Origin of the sequence: Paracidobacterium acidisoli (assembly GCF_003428625.2) — a bacterium.
In the GTDB taxonomy this organism is placed as follows: domain Bacteria; phylum Acidobacteriota; class Terriglobia; order Terriglobales; family Acidobacteriaceae; genus Paracidobacterium; species Paracidobacterium acidisoli.
Genome location: NZ_QVQT02000006.1, coordinates 43,548 through 65,635, shown reverse-complemented (window position 1 = coordinate 65,635; position 22,088 = coordinate 43,548). Strand labels below are relative to the sequence as shown.

General features: G+C 61.5%; 9 protein-coding genes. 5 read left to right on the top strand and 4 right to left on the bottom strand.

Going from position 1 to position 22,088, the window contains the following annotated elements:
• The first annotated feature begins 297 nt into the window (after positions 1-297).
• Positions 298-3,612 carry a TonB-dependent receptor gene (locus D0Y96_RS16285; protein ID WP_117302048.1) on the top strand — a complete coding sequence of 1,105 codons (3,315 nt, stop codon included), beginning with the start codon at positions 298-300 and terminating at the stop codon, positions 3,610-3,612.
• Between the two features lie 61 nt (positions 3,613-3,673).
• Positions 3,674-5,725 carry a GWxTD domain-containing protein gene (locus D0Y96_RS16280; protein WP_158562436.1) on the top strand — a complete coding sequence of 684 codons (2,052 nt, stop codon included), beginning with the start codon at positions 3,674-3,676 and terminating at the stop codon, positions 5,723-5,725.
• A gap of 111 nt (positions 5,726-5,836) precedes the next feature.
• Here D0Y96_RS16280 and D0Y96_RS16275 read toward each other — a convergent pair whose 3' ends face one another.
• Together D0Y96_RS16275 and D0Y96_RS16270 are read right to left on the bottom strand one after the other, a co-directional pair.
• On the bottom strand, positions 5,837-6,727 hold the full coding sequence (locus D0Y96_RS16275; protein WP_117302044.1) for a hypothetical protein: 891 nt from the start codon (positions 6,725-6,727) through the stop codon (positions 5,837-5,839).
• A 237-nt stretch (positions 6,728-6,964) separates the two neighbouring features.
• Positions 6,965-7,861, bottom strand: a complete 897-nt coding sequence (locus D0Y96_RS16270; RefSeq protein WP_117302042.1) for a transcriptional regulator — start codon at positions 7,859-7,861, stop codon at positions 6,965-6,967.
• Positions 7,862-8,766: 905 nt separating this feature from the next.
• On the opposite strand from D0Y96_RS16270, the gene D0Y96_RS16265 reads away from it, so the two are divergent.
• On the top strand, positions 8,767-10,281 hold the full coding sequence (locus D0Y96_RS16265; protein WP_117302038.1) for a sugar transferase: 1,515 nt from the start codon (positions 8,767-8,769) through the stop codon (positions 10,279-10,281).
• 284 nt (positions 10,282-10,565) lie between these two features.
• Here D0Y96_RS16265 and D0Y96_RS16260 read toward each other — a convergent pair whose 3' ends face one another.
• Positions 10,566-12,065, bottom strand: a complete 1,500-nt coding sequence (locus D0Y96_RS16260; protein ID WP_117302036.1) for a hypothetical protein — start codon at positions 12,063-12,065, stop codon at positions 10,566-10,568.
• A 200-nt stretch (positions 12,066-12,265) separates the two neighbouring features.
• On the opposite strand from D0Y96_RS16260, the gene D0Y96_RS16255 reads away from it, so the two are divergent.
• Entirely contained in the window at positions 12,266-12,790 is a 525-nt protein-coding gene (locus D0Y96_RS16255; protein WP_147325101.1) for a hypothetical protein, read from the top strand.
• A 32-nt stretch (positions 12,791-12,822) separates the two neighbouring features.
• Here the strand turns inward: D0Y96_RS16255 and D0Y96_RS16250 are convergent, their stop codons facing one another.
• Entirely contained in the window at positions 12,823-14,991 is a 2,169-nt protein-coding gene (locus tag D0Y96_RS16250) for a DPP IV N-terminal domain-containing protein (RefSeq protein WP_158562435.1), read from the bottom strand.
• A gap of 669 nt (positions 14,992-15,660) precedes the next feature.
• Between D0Y96_RS16250 and D0Y96_RS16245 the strand changes: the two genes are divergently transcribed.
• On the top strand, positions 15,661-21,927 hold the full coding sequence (locus tag D0Y96_RS16245) for a chitobiase/beta-hexosaminidase C-terminal domain-containing protein (RefSeq protein ID WP_158562434.1): 6,267 nt from the start codon (positions 15,661-15,663) through the stop codon (positions 21,925-21,927).
• Positions 21,928-22,088 lie beyond the last annotated feature (161 nt).

Here is a 22,088-nt window from a genome sequence, read left to right as displayed (position 1 = left end):
TGAAATTCCATACTGCAAATCAACGTTTCTCCGGATAAGCGGAGAATCGTCGAAGTAGTAAGTGGAAAAACATTGAAGATAAACCACTTATAAAGTGGAACTCAGCTTGCATCTAACTCGCGCCAGATTGAAACCCTCTTGCACGAAAGCGCTTGATCGACCGATGCGCCTTCATTCCCCGGAAGCGCGAATGCCGGGTCCATTAGTGCCCGGTTACGGCTTTGTCATAAATGCCATAAGGCCGAAAGTCAGCGATCAGGAAGACCCTTTGCAAGCGGCATTCTGGAGGGATGGGCTATGTATCTTCGGAGATGGGTTTATTTCACGCTGTGCCTTGCGCTGGTAACTGTCTTATCGGCTGCGGCACAGCAGGGCACATCGGTTACCGGCGGCCTCAACGGCGTTGTAATCGATAGTTCGGGGGCGGTCGTCTCGGGCGCGACTATCATTCTTGCCGGACCCCAGGGAACAAGAACTCTCACCACCGACGCGGAAGGACGTTACAGCGCAGCGGGACTCACGCCCGGCTTATACAACGTGACGGCAGAGAAGGAAGGCTTCAAGAAGGTTCAGTCCAGCCACAATGAAGTCGTGGTCGGCATCTCGTCGCTGCTGAACCTCACACTGCCGGTCGGCGACGTCGCGCAGACGGTCGAAGTCAATGCCGCCGCGGTCAGCATCGATACGCAGTCCACCGCCATCAGCGCTAATCTGACGGATACTTTCTACAACAGCATCCCGATGGCCCGCAATGTAACGTCGATCTTCTACGTGGCTCCCGGCGTCGCCGGAGGCCAGGTGGCGGGATCGGCCAATCAGAATGGGCCGGGCTCTGCCAATCCCTCCATCGGCGGCGCCTCCGGGCTCGAGAACCTGTATGTCGTGGACGGCGTCACCATTACCGATCAGGCCTTCGGCAGCATCGGCACGTATAACCGCTATCATGGTTCGCTCGGCACCGGCATCAATCTCACCTTCATCAAGGAAGTCGATGTGCGCACCGCGGACTTCCCGCCCCAGTACGGCAAAGCGACCGGCGGCATCGTGCAGATCGTGACCAAGTCCGGTTCGAATAATTATCACGGAGCTGTCGGAGCCTACTTCGGACCCGGCTCTTGGTATGCCAACCGCAATCAGTTCTATCAGTACGGCTATCTGCAGACCACGCCCAGCCAGACCCTCAGCTCGCCGCAGTACGACGTCAGCGCTGAGTTTGGCGGTTATATTCCGGGCCTGCGCGACAAGCTCTTCTTCTTCGGCGCCTTCGATCCGACCATCCTGCAGAACATCGATGCGGCCGCGCCCAATGCGCCCTCCGCTGTCGTCTCCCACGGGCCGTATGCCTACAGCACCACCACGCTAAGCTGGGCAGGCAAGCTCTCCTACAATCTGAGCCCGCAGACCACTATGGAAGCATCGAGTTTCGGTGATCCTTCGAGACACAATGATGTGCCGAACAGCCTGTCCTCCGCAACGCCGGTCGCAGCCACCAGCTCTTATCAGTTCGGCTCGCGCGATTCCGTCTTCCGCATCAATTCGGTCATTACGCCAAGCTGGCTGGCAAATGCCTCCTTCACGTATAACTACAACCACTTCAATGAAACCCCTCTGCAGAACACATACGGCATCACCGATCAGTCTCTGGTGCCGCAGGGCGGATCGACCGTAACCCTCGGCTTTGGCGCCTTCGAGCCCTCGAAGAACGACACCTACAGTCTGTCGTTCAATACATCGAAGATCTTTCACTTCTTCGGTCAGCACACACTGCTGCTCGGCTACTCCTACGATCACACCAACTTCCTCGATTCGCCGTCGCGCTCCGGACCACTCTTTGCCATCCCCTCGGCGAATGCGGCCAGCGATTCTCTGGCCGCGCTCTACAGCAACATCCCCGCGCACGCCATCGGCTCGCTCACCAATGCCACCTTCACGCTCGCGGCGGCCAACACCACCAACTTCACCGACCCCACCTGCACCTACTGCGCTACGTATCATGGCGAGCAGGTCTATGCCTCTATCTCCCGCGGCACCTATGTCGGACTGAACGTTCAGGCCTTCGGCCGCTATCATGCCGCCTATCTTGAAGACAGCTATCAGATGAACCGCTTCATCAACCTCGATGTCGGCGTCCGCTGGGAAGAGGAGCGGGTCGGCGGCGATCTTCTGAACTATGCCTTTACCGGAAGCTGGTCGCCGCGTCTGGGCATCAACCTCGACCCGCTGGGAGATCGCAAGGGCAAGATCTTCTTCAACTATGGCCGCAACTACTGGGCCATGCCGCTCGATGCCGCCATCCGTCAGCTCGGCAATGAGCAGGACGACACCAGCTTCTACTTCGCTCCCGAGATCGGCGCCGACGGCTCCGTCACCATCGTTCCCGACAGCGCGCACACCCTCAACGGACTGCCCAAGCAGACCAACGCCGACGGCTCCGTCACCAACTTCGGCGCTCCCAGCTTTGCCTCATCCACCGGTGAAGGCATTCTCCCCGGCACCAAAGGCGAGTATGAGGACGAGTACGTGCTCGGTCTCGAAAGGGAACTCGGGCACAGCATCGTCGCCAAGGCTCGTTATACCGATCGCCGCCTCGGCCGCGTGATTGAAGACATCGGCTCGCAGTCGCCGGAGGCATCGACCATCTCCGGCAACTACACCGGCGGCATCTACAATCCAGGACCGGGCACCGATATCGCCGTAAACGAGGACGAGGTTACTTATACGCCGGCGCAGTACGCCACGGCTCAGGCAGCGTCGAAGATAAGTGGCCAGTATGTGGCTCCGGTACCGGGCTGCACCGCGACTAACGATACCTCCGGTCCCAAAGCCGTCGGCGGACTCTTCATCAATGGTGCCGACGCGCCCGTGGGCGGCGCCTGCTTCCTGAACCTCGCGACCATGGATGCAGGGCCGGGCGACGGCAAACCAGATGGCTTTGTCCGGCCGGTTCGCCGCTATCAGGCGATGGAGCTCGAGCTCGACAAGCGCTTCACCAATCACTGGCTCGCCGTCGTCAACTATCGCTTTGCGAAGCTCTACGGCAACTATGAGGGAGCCTATCGCAACGACAATGGCCAGTCCGATCCCGGCATCAGCTCGCTCTTCGACTTCACCGCTGGCAAGCTCGGCCTGCTCGGCGATCAGTTCACGCCCGGCTATCTGAGCACCGATCGCCGCAACGTCGGCAATCTCTTCCTCAGCTACACCATCGGGCAGGACACGCGTTTCTTTAACGCGGCGAACCGTCTGAACCTCGGTCTTGGGCTGACCGGTGAGTCCGGCGTGCCGCTCAGCTTACTCGCCGATCACCCCATTTACCTGAACCAGGGAGAAGTGCCGCTCGGTGGCCGTGGCGCGGCCGGCCGCACACCTTCCGCGGTGCAGCTCAATCTGCACAGCGAGTATCCGGTCACCATGCACGACCGCTACACGCTGCGCTTTGCTGTGGACGCCTTCAACGTCACCAACAGCCAGTTCATGACCGGCAAGGTGCAGTACACCGAGCAGCCCGGCACCGGTGTCGGCGTGGCGCCCATTTCCAACACGGACTATGGAAGGCCGACATCCTTCCAGGGACCGTTCTACGCTCGCGGCTCTATCCGCTTCGAGTTCTGAAGACAGAAGGGGAAGGGCCCGCCGCCTTTCCCCTTCATTGCCGCAGGAGTGTGCCGTTTCTATGTGGTTGCGCCGTGTTCTTTGTCTGTTCCTTCTTCTGCCTCTGCTCCCCGCGGCCCACGCGGCCGATCGCGCCAAAGACCTCTCGCCCCACTACCGCAAATGGATCGAGGAAGATGTTGCCTACATCATCCCGAGCGAAGAGCGGAAGCAGTTTCTCAGCCTGCGCAGCGATGCCGAGCGCGATCACTTCATTCACGCCTTCTGGGAGGAGCGCAATCCCGATCCCGGCTCCGGAGTAAACGCCTACGAGACCGAGCACTATGAGCGCCTGGCCTATGCCAACGAGTACTTCGGCAGCAGGGAAGCAGAAGACGGATGGCGCACCGATCGCGGACGCATCTACATCACACTGGGTGCGCCGAAGCAGAAGGCCGATTACGAGCTGGGGCAGAACGTTCGCCCCATGCAGATATGGTTCTACCAGAGCCTGACGTCGGCGCTGCCCACTCACTTTTACGTCGTCTTCTTCAAACCAGGCCCGGCGGAAGACTGGAAGCTCTACTCGCCGGTCATCGACGGTCCCACGAAACTGGTCACGACGCTGCGCGGCATGAACGACCCGCAGCAGTGCCTCGATATCGTTCGCCACTCACTCGGCGATGAAGTCGCCCGCACCGTGGTTTCGCTGCTGCCCACCGCCATCGTCGATCTCAGCCATTTCACCCCCGATCTCGAATCCGACGCGCTGCTCGGCAACATCGAGGGGCTCGCTGACAATCCCGTCACCCTTCGCCTTCTCGACGAGCGCCGCACCGCGAACGTCACCTCGACCATCTTCTACGGCGGCGACGAGCCCGATCTTCAGACCACTATCGCGCGCGAACAGGGCAGCGGCATGACCGTCAGCTATCTCTTTCGTCTGCCCAAACCCGATCCCTCGCTGGTGGGAAGCCTTCCCGGTGGCAAATTCGGATATCACGTAACACTCCACACGCAGGTGCAGACCGCCTCCGGCGCTCCCGTCTACGACGATCAGCAGGTGCTCACCGAAGATCTCGCTCCGGCGCAGATTCGCAGCGCGCAGTCGAAGATCTTCGGAGCCGAGGGGCGTCTTCCTCTGGCGCAGGGCAGCTACCGCGTTCTCGTAACGCTGACCAATGACCTGAACCACACCGGCTACCGCCAGCAGGCAACGGTGACGATCCCATCGCCCGATCAGGCCTCCTGGGGCATCAGCGGCCTCGTGGCCTTCTCTTCGCAGCCTCCCGTCCGCAACGCGCAGGCCGTGCTCCCCTTCAGCATGGAAGGCATTCGCTTCGCCCCCCTCGGTGTAAAGAGCGCCTGGCTGCATCAGGGAGAGACCCTGCGCCTCGCCTTTCAGCTCTGGAACAAGCCGCTCGACGCCGCGAGTCAGGCTACTCTCAAGGTCCGTCTCCACTATGCCTGGGGCGCCGTCGGCTCCGGCGAGCCGCAGCAGGAGTCCGAAGAAGTGGACGGAAGCGAATTCAGCGCCTCCGGCAATCTGCTCACGGGTCATACGTTTTCGACCGCCGCCCTGGCTCCCGGCACCTATCGCCTGGTGGTCACCGCAACGAACGAGGCCACGAATCAGAGCGCGTACGCGGCCATGATCTTTCATGTGACCGACAGCGCCATCCCCACCGAGATGTGGACCGTATACGATGCGCCGGCCCCGGGAAAGCAGGAGGACGCGCGCGACGACTATCAGCGCGGCCTCAGCGCGGCAGCTTCAGGAGAGATCCCCGCTGCCATCCACTGGCTCCGCAGCGCTCTCGAAGCCGCTCCCGGCGATCCGCACATCCTCGCGCATCTGGTGCAGTGCTACGCCTCCGCCGGGCAGGACTCGCAGATCGCCGTGCTCTCGCAGCAATACACGCCGACCCGCGACGTCGACCTGCACACTGCGGTGCTGATGGCCCTGGCCGACGCAAAACAGGGCGATGCGAAGCACGCCGAGCAGATCCTTGAATTTGAGATGCAGTTCCAGCCGCCATCCCACGAGCTCTATCAGGCTCTCGCCGAAACCTATCAGCAGCTCGGTGAGACCTCCAAAGCCCGGGAGCTGCGCGACCGCATAGCCAGACTCTAAGCATCTTCCGGCTTCGTGCGCTCACCCCACGCTGACAATTGCCGCTGAACCGTCATAAAAGAAAAGGCCCCGGCAATTCCTGCCGGAGCCTTCCGTAGAGTGAAGCCGTATTTATGCGTGATGCGTTTTGCGCGGGTGCAGCACGTGGTTGACGTTGCGAATGGTGCGGTAAAGACCGGCCTTGGTTCCGTCCCGCATCGGTCTGTGTCCGGGCTCTGAAGGATGCAGGCCGATCTTCCGCAGCCTGGCATTCATCCGGAAGACATCCGCCGACTGGTCCGCGACGCGCTTGTAGTTAATGCTGAGCGACACCGAGACATTCTGGCCGTTCTGCACCCAGTGCGGAAAGATGATCGGATTGCAGACGCCGACGCCCGGAGAGAGCTCGAATCGCCACGCCCGCTCCTGAAGCTGCTCACGATAGGTCGCCGCCTTGATATCGCCCGACCAGAAGCGCTCCAGCTCGACCGCCGGCAGCACCTCGCGATCGTTTCCGTCGAAGATGAAGACCGACTTCGATCCGTGCATCTGCATCAGCAGGTTCGCTTCCGAGTCGATATGGTAGGGTGTGATCCGCCCCGGTGACGTAATCAGGATCGTCATCAGCGCATCGCGATAGCTCCGGCGCATGTCGATGCCCGAAAGCTGCGACAGCTCATCGGTGCAGGCGTCGAGAACGCAGCGGTACTCCGGCTCCTCGTGCACGCGCTTCAGCATCACCAGAGAATGCGTGTCGGCGATCTCTTCGAGATTTTCGACGAGGGACTTCTTCGACGGGCGGTCGCTCCATCCGTTGCCGGGCGCCGTGTGGTCTTCTTCCACGTACGATCGGTTGGAACGGGGAGCCACCCGCCTGGCAAGATCGATCAGAGCCGGAAGCGAGAACAGCTCTGACGCATAAAGAGCATGCGAAAACTCAAACGGAACACGGTCCCATCCGACGCGGAAAAGCGCTCTGGATGCAGGATTCGGGCAAAGAACCGTAATCGGAGCAGTATCCATTCAGAACTCCCCGCTGGCCATAAATTCGGGACCAGCGCCGAGGAATCGTCCGCACGGCAAAGTGCGGTGGCGGTGAACCACCCTGCTGCGATTGGGGAGTGTCGACCGCCAAAAGGGCCCTCGACGGTTAGTTACCTGAAAAGACACGGCTGAATGAACGGTAAGAAGATGGATGTTCAGTCAGTCTCTGGAGGCAGAAATACTTCTGCAGGCCTGCGTGCCGTCTTGCGCGTTAAATCAGTGCCTGCCAAACTGCAATAATTTCTTCCCTTTCAGCCCGGCTTCGACGAATGTCTTTTTTGTACCGTCGATCAGCGCCGACCGGCCCGGAGGGGTAGGCTGAAAACCCATCCTGCGAAGATAATAGTTTGCCTGGTACACGTACTTCCTGTTTGTATCTTTGTACTGATAACTGATGCTGAACGAGATAGAGATGTTATCTCCGTTCTTCAGCCAGTGCGGGGAGTTTACCGGAATATGTACGCCGGTGCCGGGCTTCATTTCAAAGACGAAGGCCCGGTCCTGGTACTCCGGCTTATAAATGCCGGCATTGTTGTCTTTGGACCAGAACGTCTCCAGCTCATGCTCGGGCATAACGTCCCGATCATTGCGGTCAAATACATTGATCGTTTTTTTGCCGCGAACCTGCATAAGAAAGTTGCATTCGCGGTCGATGTGATACGAGGTGACGCGGTTGGGCGATGTCACGAAGATCATCGCCTCCTGGCTCTTCTGGTCCTCATCGATCTTTCTGCCGCTCAGCCGCTTTACCTCGTCCAGGCACTGGTCCAGCAGCATGTTGTAATCCGGATCGAGGCTCACGCGGCGAAAGATCATCCAGGCGCCGGCGTTGCCGATGTTGTCGAAGGCCTCTTCCATCGTTACCTTGCGCTCGGGAATCGAGTCCCACCGCTGGTCGACGCGAATCTCGCCGGCGTCGTAGTACACACCCTTCCGCGTCTCCGGATTCTCCATCAGCCTGCGAAGCCGTGAGAGCTGGAACAGGGGGTGGCTCTCGTTGAAGCAGTGAGAGAAGGCAAACGGCAGTTCGTCGAAATTCTCCTGGAAACCAGGATTGGCAGCTTCGAATATGGACTCGGTCGATGGACTTTCAACAGCGGCAGAAAAAGACATGAAAGAGGCTCCTTCAGGAAAACGGCTCTTGCCCCGATTTTGGTCGTTACTCTAATCCAGCCAAAACCGCTGGACAAGAATAACTTTTTGGCACAATGGTAATGACGGGTAACACAATGCCCATGCGGTAAAGGCCTTCGGCACCCGTTAACTCAGGTGAAGATACTACACCGGTCCCGCACTGTCTCTGCCTGATTAGTGCAATGGCGCCTCTGACCGTTTCGATTCGGCTTACGATTACCAAATAAATCAAGTGCCATTACCAAAGAGGAATGGTGCGGAAGGGCCCGGCAGATTAGCCTCAGTTCATGGTGAGCGCCGGCAGACAGTAACGCGGGTGCTCTCGTCATGACTTATTCCTGCCGCAGGGCGGAAATGGCCTGTGACAGGGGATAAGTCAAAAACAAGTAATTGTCACCCCTGTAAAAGGGTGATTCCCTGGTTGTACTGTTCGTTCTTTCTCCGCCTTTTTTCTCGTTGACTCCTCCACATGTGAGTCAAGTTGGCGAAGCCATACGCAGCTGCAGAAAGCCGGCACACTGCACATGCTCTCCGGTGTTCCGGTTTCCTGGATGTTCCGCCGCCTGCAGAGACCAGACCGATCTGATTCGGTATAACGCTGAGATCGTTCTGAAAGTTCATCCGGCATCCGCAAAAAAGCAGTTCATCACGAAACGCTTTCCCCCCGAAGTTCACGATTTTCCATACTTCGTCCTCCGCTGCAGCGGCCATTCCGCGCGCGGGCGATGGGTTGAAATCCTTCCCTTTATTGCTGTTCATCATTGAGCCGCCCGGGCCATCCGGTCCGATAACGAAGAGCGGGGCAGAACCAGGCAGAGATCTTTCAAAGAAAGAATCTGCGCATTTCATTCCGGTCCAACAGGGACATTTTGGAGTGACCAGAGATGGCTACAATCAGCCTTGATAGTGTTGCCAGGCACAAAACCTTCCCCGGCAAATCTGTTTCCACCGGCGGCATCCGCCGCCGCACCGCAACCCGTGCAGGATTCAACGCCCGTCTCATGATGGGCTGCGACGTTGCCGGCATTCTGATTTCACTGGCGCTGGCTCTGCGCTTCGGCCTCGAACGCTGGATGGTTCCCGGTACGAGCCTGAAGCATCTGATCCAGTCGCAGACGCCCATTCACATTCAGCTCTCCTACCTCGCGCTGTTTCTCGCCGCGCTTCTCGCTGTGGCGCACCATCACGGCCTCTACGGAAGCTCGCTGACCTACAGCACTCTGAACGAGCAGCGCAAAGCCGTACAGTCCTGCCTTACCGCCGGCCTGCTGCTTTGCGGAGCCATTTACATGATGCACGGCGTGCTCATCTCGCGTGCCGTCGTGGCGTGGCTCATCGGACTGACGACCATCTTCTTCTCCATCTCCAGACTTTACTGGCGCCGCACGGCCTTCCGCCGCTACGAGCGCGGTCTGGACACGCACAACGTGCTCATCCTCGGTACCAGCACCATGAGCACGGCGATGTACAAGCAGATCGTCGGCAACGGTCATCTCGGACGGACCTTCAAGGGCTTCATCGAGATGCCCGGTACCTGCTCCGCTCCTCAGGCCCATCCCGGACAGGTGCTCGGCACCTTCGATCAGCTCCGCTATCTCACCCGCCTGCATTTCATCGACGAAGTCATCATCACGGAAAGCTGCAGCACCGCGACCGTTCTCAGCCTGGTGGATCTCGCCCGCGAGCTCGGTATCGAAGTGCTGGTCGTGCCTGGCTTCTACGACGGCCTCACGCCGGAAGCCTCCATCGAATACCTCGGCGACTTCCCGGTGGTCTCCATTCATCACCGCGACGAGAAGGCGATTGCGTACTTTCTCAAGCGGGCCTCGGATGTCGTTCTGGCCACGATCATCATGCTGCTGCTCTCTCCGATCCTGCTGCTGATCGCTCTGGCCGTGCGCTTCGACTCTGAAGGATCGGTCTTCTACGTCTCCGAGCGCATCGGACGCAAAGGCCGTTACTTCCCCTGCCTCAAATTCCGGACCATGGTGGCCAACGCCGAACAGCTCAAGGCCGCTCTCGCTGCAAAGAACGAGCGCACCGGAATTCTCTTCAAAATGAAGGATGATCCCCGCATAACCCGCGTGGGCCGCATTCTTCGCAAATACAGCCTCGACGAGCTGCCGCAGCTGTTCAACGTGCTGCGCGGTGAGATGAGTCTGGTAGGCCCCCGGCCGCCGCTGGCCAGCGAAGTCGAGAAATACGAGCTGGAACACTACCGCCGTCTGGAAGTGATGCCCGGGCTTACCGGCCTGTGGCAGGTGCGTGCGCGTCAGGATCCATCCTTCGAGCGGTACGTGGCGCTCGATCTTGCCTACGTGGAAAACTGGAGCCTCTGGCTGGACCTGAAAATTCTGGTCCGGACCGCTGAGGTGGTCTTCCGCGGAACCGGGTCATAGGTGAATCGGGGCTTCCCGGCGCAAGGCTGCTGAGAAGCCCCCTGTTTTCCCGCCGTCCTTCCCGACACATTTTCCCAGGTAAATCGGAGCTCCTTCGGGCTCCTCCGGCGCGAGCTGTCTCCGTACCGCGCCCGCCGTGTTCCGAAGATCAGCCGCGTGCTCGTTACCGGCAGCGGCAAAGCCGCCAAAGCGGCCAGTCAGACTCGCAGACGCAAACGAAGCAGGTTTTCAGCCATGTGCGATACACAAACCGGGATCGGTAACTCGGCTCATTTGACCCCGTCTCATTTTCCGTCGATCAGCCGCACGGAACCGCTCAGCTCTTCCGTGTGCCGGGGCATCGCCTCCTGCCCCGGATGCTCGCGGAAGCCTCTCTCCGGCTCCTCCAGCAGCAGCGGTCTGGTCTCGATCTCCGGACCCTCCACGTTGACCTCGACCTTTGCCGCCGCGGACTCCCACGTGCTCATGCCGCCCATCACCAGCAGCAGAGGCAGAATCATCGAGCTGTTCAGCAGATTGTCCACCGCCGACATCAGAATGGCCGCCGCCAGTGCATGGCGCAGATTCAGGGCCTCGATATCGGAGCGGGCCAGCGGAAACCAGACCACGCGAATCACCGGCGCAAACTGAAGCGCTTCCAGCGCCACCAGCCCGAACATCCCGTACATTCCGAACGAGAGCAGCCACAGCCCCCACGGGCGCAGCACGCTCCGCCGCCACCAGTCCCACTCTCCATAACCCAGCAGCGGCTTTTCGAGCGCGATGCCCACATGCCGCTCGTCCTCGACCAGCCGCCAGCCCAGCGATCCGCGGCCGATCCGCTTCAGAAAGTGCGCCACCGAATGGGCCGCCGGGTTCCTCCGCACCAGCGTCTGTACGGAGACCACGTTCGACAGTCGCAGTCCGGCAAAGAGCAGCACCCCGGTCACCAGAAACACCGCCATCGCGCGGGGAAAGGTGCGGTGGCTGACGAAGACAAAGGGCAGCAGCACCAGCAGCAGCACAATGCTCGCGCCCGACTGGCAGCACAGCGTCACCACGAACAGGCTCAGCGCCACGACGGCAATGGGCATGCCCAGAACGTGCGTCATGATCTTCTTGGCCCACAGCCATATCGCGATCAGCGCCGCCGTCGCCATCCAGATGCCGAGCTGATTGCCGGTTTCGAGAAAGCCGATCGGCCGGTAGCCGAAGTAGCGCTGTGCTCCGGTCCAGCGGTACGGCTCATAACCGTAAAGGTGGGCGTAGAGCTGCGGCCCCTTCCAGATTTCGAAGATGCAGATGGGAATATAAAAGAGCGCGGCGATTACAAAGGCCTGCGCGGCCAGCCGCAGCGATTCGGTATCGGAGAAGTAAAGACGCCCCAGCATATAAGGAACGCCCCACGCCAGCATCTGATATAGCTCGTACTTCAGCCCGCTCGAAAACGGCACGCCCGGATTGGCAATCGCCGACAGCAGCGGCACCACGCACCAGATCACCATCGGGAAGTCCCAGTAAGTGAGCCGGAATTCGCGGATATCGTGCCGGTGAGAGAGCAGAAATCCCGTCAGCCCGCCCAGCCCGATGACGCTGGCCTTGGTAACGAAGTAATTTGTCGCAAGGCTGGTGCCCAGAATCCAGTAAGGAAAGGAATTGGTCGACGGCTCATAGGCCGCTGCGGGCAGTATCGCCCATCCGCCCACGAACACCAGCAGCGTCGCCGTGCGCACAGGGAACCGGTAATAGAGCAGAACGCTGACCGGTATCCAGGCCAGCAGAATGCACAGGGGGAGGACATTCATGAGGACGAATTCCAGCTTAGACCGACGTTACGATATATGGAAATAACCGTCCGATACCAGCGGAATCTGCGGACAGGTATCGAGCTGATCCACGATCAGCCCTGCGCGGCAATGCGGAGAGAGAAATCTCAGGTGAACACACGGCACTTCACACGTTCAGGGGAGCAGGTCCCCACGCCTTTCCTGTGATGCAGACTCGTGTGGCTGGTCTGATGGCGTCCGGCGTCGCATTGGTTGCCTGCATCGCCGCCCGCGCCCGTTCCGGAAGTACTGTCCCTGTCCCTAGCGTCCATACCGGAGGCCCCGCCCGTCTCGCCGGGGCTCTCGGCCTTCTCGAGCTCGCGCAGCTCCTCGACCTGGCCTTCAACACGCGCTGGATACTGCACCGCTGGTTCCAGGCGCAATTCATCGCCCTCCATCTGTACGACCAGCGCCGCATCGTGCAGACCGTGCTGCTGATCCTGCTGGCTCTCGTGCTCATGCTGCTCCTTGGCCGCGTCTTCCGAAGACTGCGGGGCCGCGCCTGGGCCGCTGTCGCCACAGCCGGCGGCTGTCTCTCCTTCAGCTTCTGGTGCGTGGAGGTCATCTCCCTCCATCAGATCGACCGCATTCTGTACACTGCGCGCGACGGTCTGCTCACCATCGGCTGGCTCTGGATCTTCGCCGCGCTGCTCATCTCCATCGGCATTATGATGGACGCCTTTACCTCTCCGGCGCGAGGCTGAAGCATCTTCCGGATCATTCGGGAAATACCTGTTTAAAGGTTCTTCAGAAAAAACGCCGTCATGCGCTCGTAAAGAATGCGCTTTGCCTGGGGATCGTCGATCGTGTGCCCGCGGTCCGGAAAGAGCAGCACATCGGCATATTTGCCCGCGTCCAGCAGCCGGTTGAGCAGCGTGTCGGTGTTCTCTATGTGGACGTATTCGTCCGCCGTGCCCTGCGCCACCAGCAAAGGACTCTTCAGATTGGCCACGTCCTCCAGCGGCGTCGAGGCATTCCACCCGTCGGCATAGGTCACCACATCGCCCAGATAGCGTTCCCCGAAGATCGCGTCATAGTAATGCCAGTCGATCACCGGAGCTCCCGCAAACCCCGCTTTGTACAGCAGCGGCTTGTGCAGCATCGCGTGCAGCACCAGAAAGCCCCCGTAGCCCCATCCGCAGACGCCGATCCGCGACGCATCGACGTAGGGAAGCGATGCCAGAAAGCGCACCCCGTCCCGCTGGTCCGACATCTCCGCCGCGGAGAAGCGGTAGTGCAGCGGCTCCTCGAAGAGATGGCTCTGGCCGCGGGTGCCGTGATGGTCGAGGGCAAAGACCAGGTAGCCGCGCTGCGCCATCGAGCGCAGCCACAGCATCGTGTCGCCGCCCCACACATCGCGGGCCACCTGTTCGCCCGGCCCTCCGGCCATCGGCGGACCGCCCGGAAAATAAACCAGCACCGGATACCGCTCTCCGGCATGAAACGCCGGAGGACGAATCATCAGTGCCCGCAGCGACTCATCCGGATGCAGCTTCACCGTCGTCAGCTCCACCGGCGGCAGGGCAAAGGACGCCAGCAGCGGCGCTGCGCTCGGCGTCACCGTCGCCACTCGCTGTCCATCGGCGCGCACCAGATCCTGGCGCGGCGGCGTGTTGCGGTCCGACCACGTATCCAGAAAGCTCTGCTCGTTCGGAGAAAAGAAGGGCCGGTGTGTTCCCGGCTCCTGGGTCACCTGCGTCAGGCCGCTGCCGTCGAGCCGTACGCTGTAAACCTGCCGCTCCAGAGGACTGCGCTGCGTCGAGGTAAAGTAAGCCAGCCCGGCCTTCTCATCCACGGCATCCAGATGCGTAACCTCCCACGGGCCCTGCGTCAGCTGCGCAAGCTGCTTCCCGCTGGTGTCATAGAGATAGAGATGGCGATAACCCGCCCGCTCGCTCGAAATCACAAAGCGGCGCGAATCGCTCAGAAAGTGCAGATCGTCCGAGAGATTGATCCAGTAAGCGTCGCGATCGGTCACGGCAACATACGATCTTCCCGTCGCCGCATCGACAATCAGATACTCCAGCACCTTCTGCGTCCGGCTGAGCCGCTCGATCGCCAGTTCCTTCGAGTCCGGCAGCCACTCGACGCGAGGCAGATACACATTCTCCGCCGGGTCCAGCTCCATCCGTCGGGCCGTCCCGCCGCTCACCGCCCGGACGAAGACACGGACCCCGGGGATAGCTCCGCCAGGCTTCGGATACGCGATGCTCCGCATCTCGCCATTCGACTCGCGGATCTCATAGCGGGCGACGGCATGGTCGTCGGTCTCCAGCCACGCAATCTGCTTCGAGTCCGGAGACCACCAGAATGCGGCGCGCACGCCGAGTTCGCTGCGATAAGGCCAGTCCGGCTCGCCCTCGCGCAGCGTCTCCTGTCCGCGCGGTGTAAAGAGATGCGCCGCTCCACCCGCCACCGCAACCAGCCACACGCTGTGGTCGCGGACAAAGGCCACCGTCTTTCCGTCCGGTGAGAGCGCGGCATCGCTGAGAGTCGCGCTCCCGGAGATCAGCATGTGCGCCGAAGCGCTCCGCAGGTCGTACCAGGCAAGGGAAGCGGAGGCGATCAGTAAAACGCCGTGGCCATCCGGGGCCCAGGCAAAGTCCGTCAGCCGTGTCGGCGGAATCCCGTCGTCGTCATCCTCGTCATCGGGCGCAACCGGCACATGCGGGCCCGGCTCCAGCGCATCGCGAACCGCCTGTGAGGAAAGCAGCACCGAAGGCTTTCCGTCGCCTGCCTCCACCACGCGAATCTCCGGCTGGGCATGCGGATCTCTGCGGGCGTGCGGACCGGCCTCCGGGCTGTGCAGAAAGGCAAGGTGGCTTCCGTCGGCGCTCCAGTGAGGCTCCTGCATGGGATCGCCGTTCAGGCCGGGCAGGGAAGCCAGACGCTCCGGCGTCAGCAAAGGGGAAGCCGAATTCGTCTGTGCCGCACAGAAAAATCGACCCGGCAGAAGCAGCAAAGACAGCGCGAGCCCGGAACGGCATACGCGCACAGCGAACCGCAATCGATCCATCCTGTGAAGGTCTCCTGTCATGAATGTGCCGTGAGCCTGTGCTTCAGCGCAACCCTGGATCGCACAACCGCGGAGGCCTGCCGGCACAAAAGAGACGTTGCGAAACGGATCTTTCACCGTATTTTTCCCAAATCTGCAACGAAGGTGTTCTGAAATGCGACAGAGAGTAACTCTTCTCTCGTTACCAGTGGCAAACAACGCAGAAAATTGTTCCCCGCGTAACGAAAAACAATTAGAAAATATAGTGGTTGCGGGTTTTTTCCCCGTCCTGCAATCCCTCCCCTCTGGCAGTTCGTTCCCGGGAGGCTCGTCCCTGGGCGCTGCCTTCTTTCGGTCCCCCTGATGTCGTTCGTCAGACGGTCTCGCACTGTCTGCCGGGCAGGACCGGCTATGTGTGCCACAGAGCCGGTTACGGTGCGGATGAAAGAGCGTTGGTGCCGTTCAGGCACACATGCAGACTCACGCTGAGCAGTACAGAAGAATGAGGACACGACAAAAATGACTGGATATATGGCTGGTGTACGAAGCAGTTTTGCAGGACTTTTCCTTCGGATCGCGATGTTTCTGGTTTTACCTGCGGTTACGGTTGCGGGATTTGCCCAGACCAGCGTCACCACGTGGCATAACGACATCGGACGCACAGGGCAGAATCTCAACGAGACGATCCTGACGCCGTCAAACGTCAATCCCACGCAGTTCGGCCTGCTCTTTTCGCAGCCGGTCGACGGTCAGATCTACGCTCAGCCTCTCTATCTGCCCAACCTCACCATCAACGGCGCGACGCATAACGTCGTCTTCGTCGCCACCGAGAACGATTCGGTCTACGCCTTCGACGCCGACAGCAACGGCGGAAGCACCTCCGGTCTGCTCTGGCAGGCCTCCATGCTGGCCGCCGCCCACGGCGCCGCAGCCGGAGCCACCACCATTCCGTACACGACGGTCAGCGGTGATATTCAGCCGCAGTACGGCATCACCGGCACTCCCGTCATCGATCCCACGACCAATACTCTCTACGTCGTCAGCAAGTCGATGGAGAACGGCTCTGCCGTGCAGCGTCTGCACGCTCTCGATGTCACGACCGGCCTCGAGAAGTTCGGCGGTCCGGTGGTTCTGACGGCCACCGTCACCGGCACCGGCAGCGGCAGCTCCGGAAGCAGCCTGACCTTTTCCACGCTCTGGGAGAACCAGCGTCCCGGCCTGCTGCTGCTGAACGGCATCGTCTACATCGGCTTTGCGGCCCACGGCGACAACGGCCCGTGGCATGGGTGGGTACTCTCCTATAACGCCGCTACGCTGCAGCAGACCGGCGCCTACTGCGTCTCGCCCAACGGCCTCGGCGGCGGCTTCTGGATGTCCGGCGCTGGCCTCGCCGCCGATATTCCCGACTCCAGCCATCCCTTCGGGCGGATGTTCATCGCGACCGGCAACGGCGATTACACCGCGGCCAAGCCCTATACCAATGCCATGGATTACGGCGACAGCGTCCTGAATCTCGATCTGACCAACGGCGTGCCCACCGTGCAGGATGAGTTCACGCCCTCCGATCAGGCCGATCTCGATGCGGGAGATGGCGACGTGGCCTCGGGCGGCGTCATGCTGGTCCCCACACAGACCACCGGAAGTTATCCTCACCTCCTCGTGCAGACCGGCAAGATCGGCGACCTCTATCTCATCAACCGCGACAGCATGGGCGGCTACAACACCACCGATCAGGTGGTCCAGTCCACGCAGTACGCCGTCGGCAACCTCGGCGTCTGGAGCACGCCCGCTTATTGGAACGGCACGGTCTATTACTGGGGACGCTTCGACAACCTCAAGGCATTTCCGCTGGTCAACGGCCAGCTCACTACCTATCCCATCGTGGAGTCGACCGAGCAGTACGGCTTCCCCGGAGCCACGCCCTCCATCTCCGCCAACGGCAACACCAACGGCATCGTCTGGTCCATCGACTCCGAAGCGTATTCATCGAGCGGTCCCGCCATCCTCCAGGCCCATCTCGCCACCAACGTCGCGACCACGCTCTATTCGAGCGCCACGAACGCAACGCGCGATAATCCCGGCGTGGCGATCAAGTTTGCCGTTCCCACTATCGTCAACGGAAAGGTCTACGTAGGCACCGCCAGCCAGCTCAGCATCTACGGGCTTCTGAACTCGCTGCCGCAGGCGGCGACTCCCGTGATCAGCCCCGCCTCTGAGGGCTTTACCAGCACCGTCCAGGTCACGATCACCGACTCGACGCCCGGCGCAGCCATCTACTACACCACCGACGGCTCCACCCCCACCACATCCTCGACGGTCTACGGCGGCGCCATCACCGTCTCTTCGACCGAGACCATCACCGCCATAGCCAGCGCCGCCAATTACCTGCAGAGCGCGACCACATCGGCGACCTACACCAACAACAGCCAGGCCGCCACGCCGGTCATCTCGCCCAAATCCGGCAGCTTCACCTCCCCGCAGACGGTTACCATCACCGACGCCACCAGCGGCGCGGCCATCTACTACACCACCGACGGCTCCACCCCCACCTCATCCTCGACGCTCTACAGCGCGCCCTTCACGGTCAGCCAGTCTGAAACGATCAACGCCATCGCAGCGGCTTCGGGCGTCACCAACAGCGCGGTTGCCACGGTGTCGTACAACATCGCCTCCGGCTCCACCGCCATCGACTTCAGCCAGGGCTTCGCCTCGTCGGCCGGCCTCATGGTCTTCAACGGCAGCACCGATCTTGACGATTCGCGCCTGCAGCTCACCAATGGCGGCGAGGTCGAGGCCAGCAGCGCCTGGTACTATCAGCCGGTCAACGTCCAGTCCTTCAGCACCAGCTTCACCTTCCAGCTCTCCAATCCGGCCGCCGACGGCATGACCTTCGCCATTCAGAACGCCGGACTTACCGCTCTCGGCGGCAACGGCGGTTATCTCGGCTACGGCGGCATCGCCAACAGCCTTGCCGTGAAGTTTGATCTCTACAGCAACAACGGCGAAGGCCCAGACTCCACCGGCCTCTATCTGAACGGCGCCATTCCGGAGACCCCCGCGATCGATCTCAGCTCCACCGGCATCGACCTCCACAGCGGCGATGCCATGCTGGTGCAGCTTGGCTACGACGGCACCACGCTCTCCATGACCATCACCGATATGGTGACCGAGGCCACCTGGTCGACCAGCTGGACCGTCAACATCCCGGCCACCGTCGGCGGCAACACGGCGTATGTCGGCTTCACCGGCGGCACCGGCGGCCTCAGCTCCAGCCAGAAGATCCTGACCTGGACCTACTCCAACCCCACCGGCACGACGCCCGCGGCAGCCACTCCCACCTTTACGCCCACCGGCGGCAGCTTCACCGCGGCGCAGAGCGTCACCATCGCTGATTCCACCACCGGAGCCAGCATTTACTACACGACCGACGGCTCCACTCCCACCACGTCGTCCACGCTCTACAGCGCGCCCATCACCGTCGGCACGACAGAGACGCTGAAGGCCATCGCCGTCGCTGCCGGCTACACCAGCAGCGCCGTAGCCACCGGAACCTTCACCATCACCATCACTCCGGTCGCCGCCACGCCCGTCTTTACACCGAAGGGCGGAACGTACACCGCGGCACAGAGCGTCACCATCTCCGACACCACTGCCGGAGCCAGCCTCTACTACACGACCGACGGCTCCACGCCCACCACGGCCTCCACGCTCTACAGCACTCCCATCACTGTCAGCACCAACGAGACGGTGAAGGCCATCGCCGTCGCCGGCGGTTACACCGCCAGCGCCGTGGGAAGCGCGGTGTACACCATCACCGTCGCAGGACCCGCGGCCACGCCGACCTTCACGCCCGCAGGCGGCGCCTACTCCTCCGCGCAGTCGGTGACCATCTCCGACGCGACCGCCGGAGCGGCCATCTACTACACCACCAACGGCGCAGCTCCGACCACGTCCTCCACGCTCTACAGTGGTCCCATCACCGTCAGCGCCACGGAGACGCTGAACGCCATCGCCGTCGCCAGCGGCTACACCACCAGCGCCGTGGGAACCGCGGCCTATACCATCACCAGCGGCTCCACGGTCTATCTCAACTATCCTTCGATGGGCTTCACCACCTCGGGACTGGCTCTGAACAACGGCGCTTCCGTCACCGGCGGAGCGCTTGTCATCACCGACGGCAATCCGGTCGAAAACCGATCTGCCTGGTTCACCACGGCCGTGCCGGTCCAGACCTTCGTGACCGACTTCACCTTCCAGCAGACCAATGCCTCGGCCGACGGCATGACCTTCGCCATCCAGGGGCAGAGCCCGTATGTCACCGGCGGCAACGGCGGCTATCTCGGCTACGGCGGCATCGGCAACAGCATCGCCGTAAAGTTCGATCTCTACAGCAATAACGGTGAGGGGTCCGATTCCACGGGCTTCTACACCAACGGCGCCGTGCCCGAAACCCCGGCGATCGACCTCAGCTCGACCGGTATCAACTTCCACAGCAGCGACATCTTCCACGCGCATCTGGTCTATGACGGAACCACGCTGACCATGACGCTCACCGACACCGTCACCAATGCGTCCGTCACCGAGTCAACCACAGTCAACATTCCCTCGCTGGTAGGCGGCAACACCGCGTATGTCGGCTTCACCGGCGGCACCGGTGGTCTGACGGCCACGCAGGAAGTGCTCTCCTGGTCGTACGCCGTTTCCCCCAGCCAGACCCAGACCGCCGCGACGCCCACCTTCTCGCCGGCCCCGGCAACCTACACCTCGGCGCAGTCGGTGACCCTCTCTGACACAACAACCGGAGCGGCGATCTACTACACCACCAACGGCGCAACTCCGACCACGTCCTCCACGCTCTACAGCGCTCCCATCACGGTCAGCTCTACGGAGACACTGAACGCCATCGCCGTCGCCAGCGGCTACACCAACAGCGCGACAGCGACCGGTGCCTACACCATCACTCAGATCGCCGCGACGCCCACCTTCTCACCGGTCCCGGCAACCTACACCTCGGCGCAGTCGGTGACCCTCTCCGACACAACAACCGGAGCGGCCATCTACTACACCACCAACGGCACAACCCCGACGACGTCCTCCACGCTCTACAGCGCTCCCATCGCCGTCAGCACGACCGAGACGCTGAAGGCCATCGCCGTCGCCAGCGGCTATACCAACAGCGCGACAGCGACCGGAGCCTACACCATCACTCAGACCGCCGCGACGCCCACCTTCTCACCTGCGCCGGGAAGCTACAACGCGGCGCAGTCGGTGACGATCTCCGACACCACAACCGGAGCGGCGATCTACTACACCACCAACGGCACAACTCCGACCACATCCTCCACGCTCTACAGCGCTCCCATCGCCGTCAGCGCCACAGAGACGCTCAAGGCCATCGCCGTCGCCAGCGGCTACACCAACAGCACAGTAGCCACCGGAGCGTATACGATCTCCACCGTAGCGGCGACCCCTGTAGCCACTCCGGCGGCGGGCAACGCCTACATCACGCCCACCAGCGTTACGCTGACCGATGCCACCCCCGGGGCCAGCATCTACTACACGACCAATTCGACCAACCCGACCACCTCATCCACCCTGTACACCGGTCCGTTTACCGTCAATCCCAATACCGGAGTGCGAGCCATCGCCATCGCCAGCGGCTATACCAACAGCGCCGTTCTGATTGCCGACTATAACGGCCCCACGGTGGCGACCCCCGTTGCCAGTCCCACTCCCGGCAGTACCTATACCGGAACCGTCACGGTCACGCTCACCGACACCACGCCGGGAACGACCATCTATTACACGACCAATTCCAGTACACCCACCACGTCATCCACGGTATATACGGGACCGTTCAACGTAGTCCCCAATGCCGGAGTGCGCGCCATCGGTGTCGCATCCGGCTATGCCACCAGCGCCATCCTGTTCGCGAACTACACCAGCTCAGGCGCTCCCACCGCCGCCACGCCCACCTTCTCGCCGGCCGCCGGCAGCTATACCTCGGCGCAGTCGGTGACGATCTCCGACACCACCGCCGGAGCGGCCATCTACTACACCACCAATGGCGCAACTCCGACGACGTCCTCCACGCTCTACAGCGCTCCCATCACCGTCAGCGCAACGGAGACGCTCAAGGCCATCGCCGTCGCCAGTAACTATCTCAACAGCGCCGTGGCAACGGCGGCCTACACCATCACCGGCGGCACAACAGCGGCCACCACCTATGTGAACTATCCGGCTGCCGGATTTACCGCCGCCAACCTCTCGCTGAATGACGGCCCCACCGTCACCGGCGGCTCTCTCGTGCTCACCGATGGCGGAGAAGGCGAAGCGCGTAGCGCCTGGTTTGCAACCCTCGTGCCGGTACAAAGCTTCACCACCGACTTCACCTTTCAGCAGACCAATGCCTCGGCCGACGGCATGACCTTCGCCATCCAGAACCAGAACGTCTGGGCTCTGGGCGGCAACGGTGGCTCCCTCGGTTATCAGGGAATCCCCGACAGCGTGGCCGTGAAGTTCGACCTCTACAGCAACTCCGGCGAGGGCTCCGATTCAACCGGCTTCTACACCAACGGAGCATCCCCGACTCTGCCGTCCACCGACCTCAGCTCCACCGCCATCAACTTCCACAGCGGCGACGTCTTCCACGCGCATCTGGTCTATGACGGAACCACACTGACCATGACGCTCACCGACACCGTGACCAACGCGTCCGTCACCGAGCAGACCACCATCAACATCCCCTCCATCGTCGGTGGAAACACTGCCTGGGTCGGCTTTACCGGAGGAACCGGCGGTCTTACCGCCACGCAGACCGTCCTTTCCTGGTCTTACTCTCACTGACAGGACGCACTGCGGCGAATTTTTACATTTTGGGGATCAGCCCGCAGAGGGTGAGCCGCCGCATCGGCTCGCTCGCGGGGCAAAGCGGCAGCAGACATAAAAGCGGCCGTCATAGAGAAAGAATAACTATTCTGCAATCACCCATAAGTGTCTTGCAATTA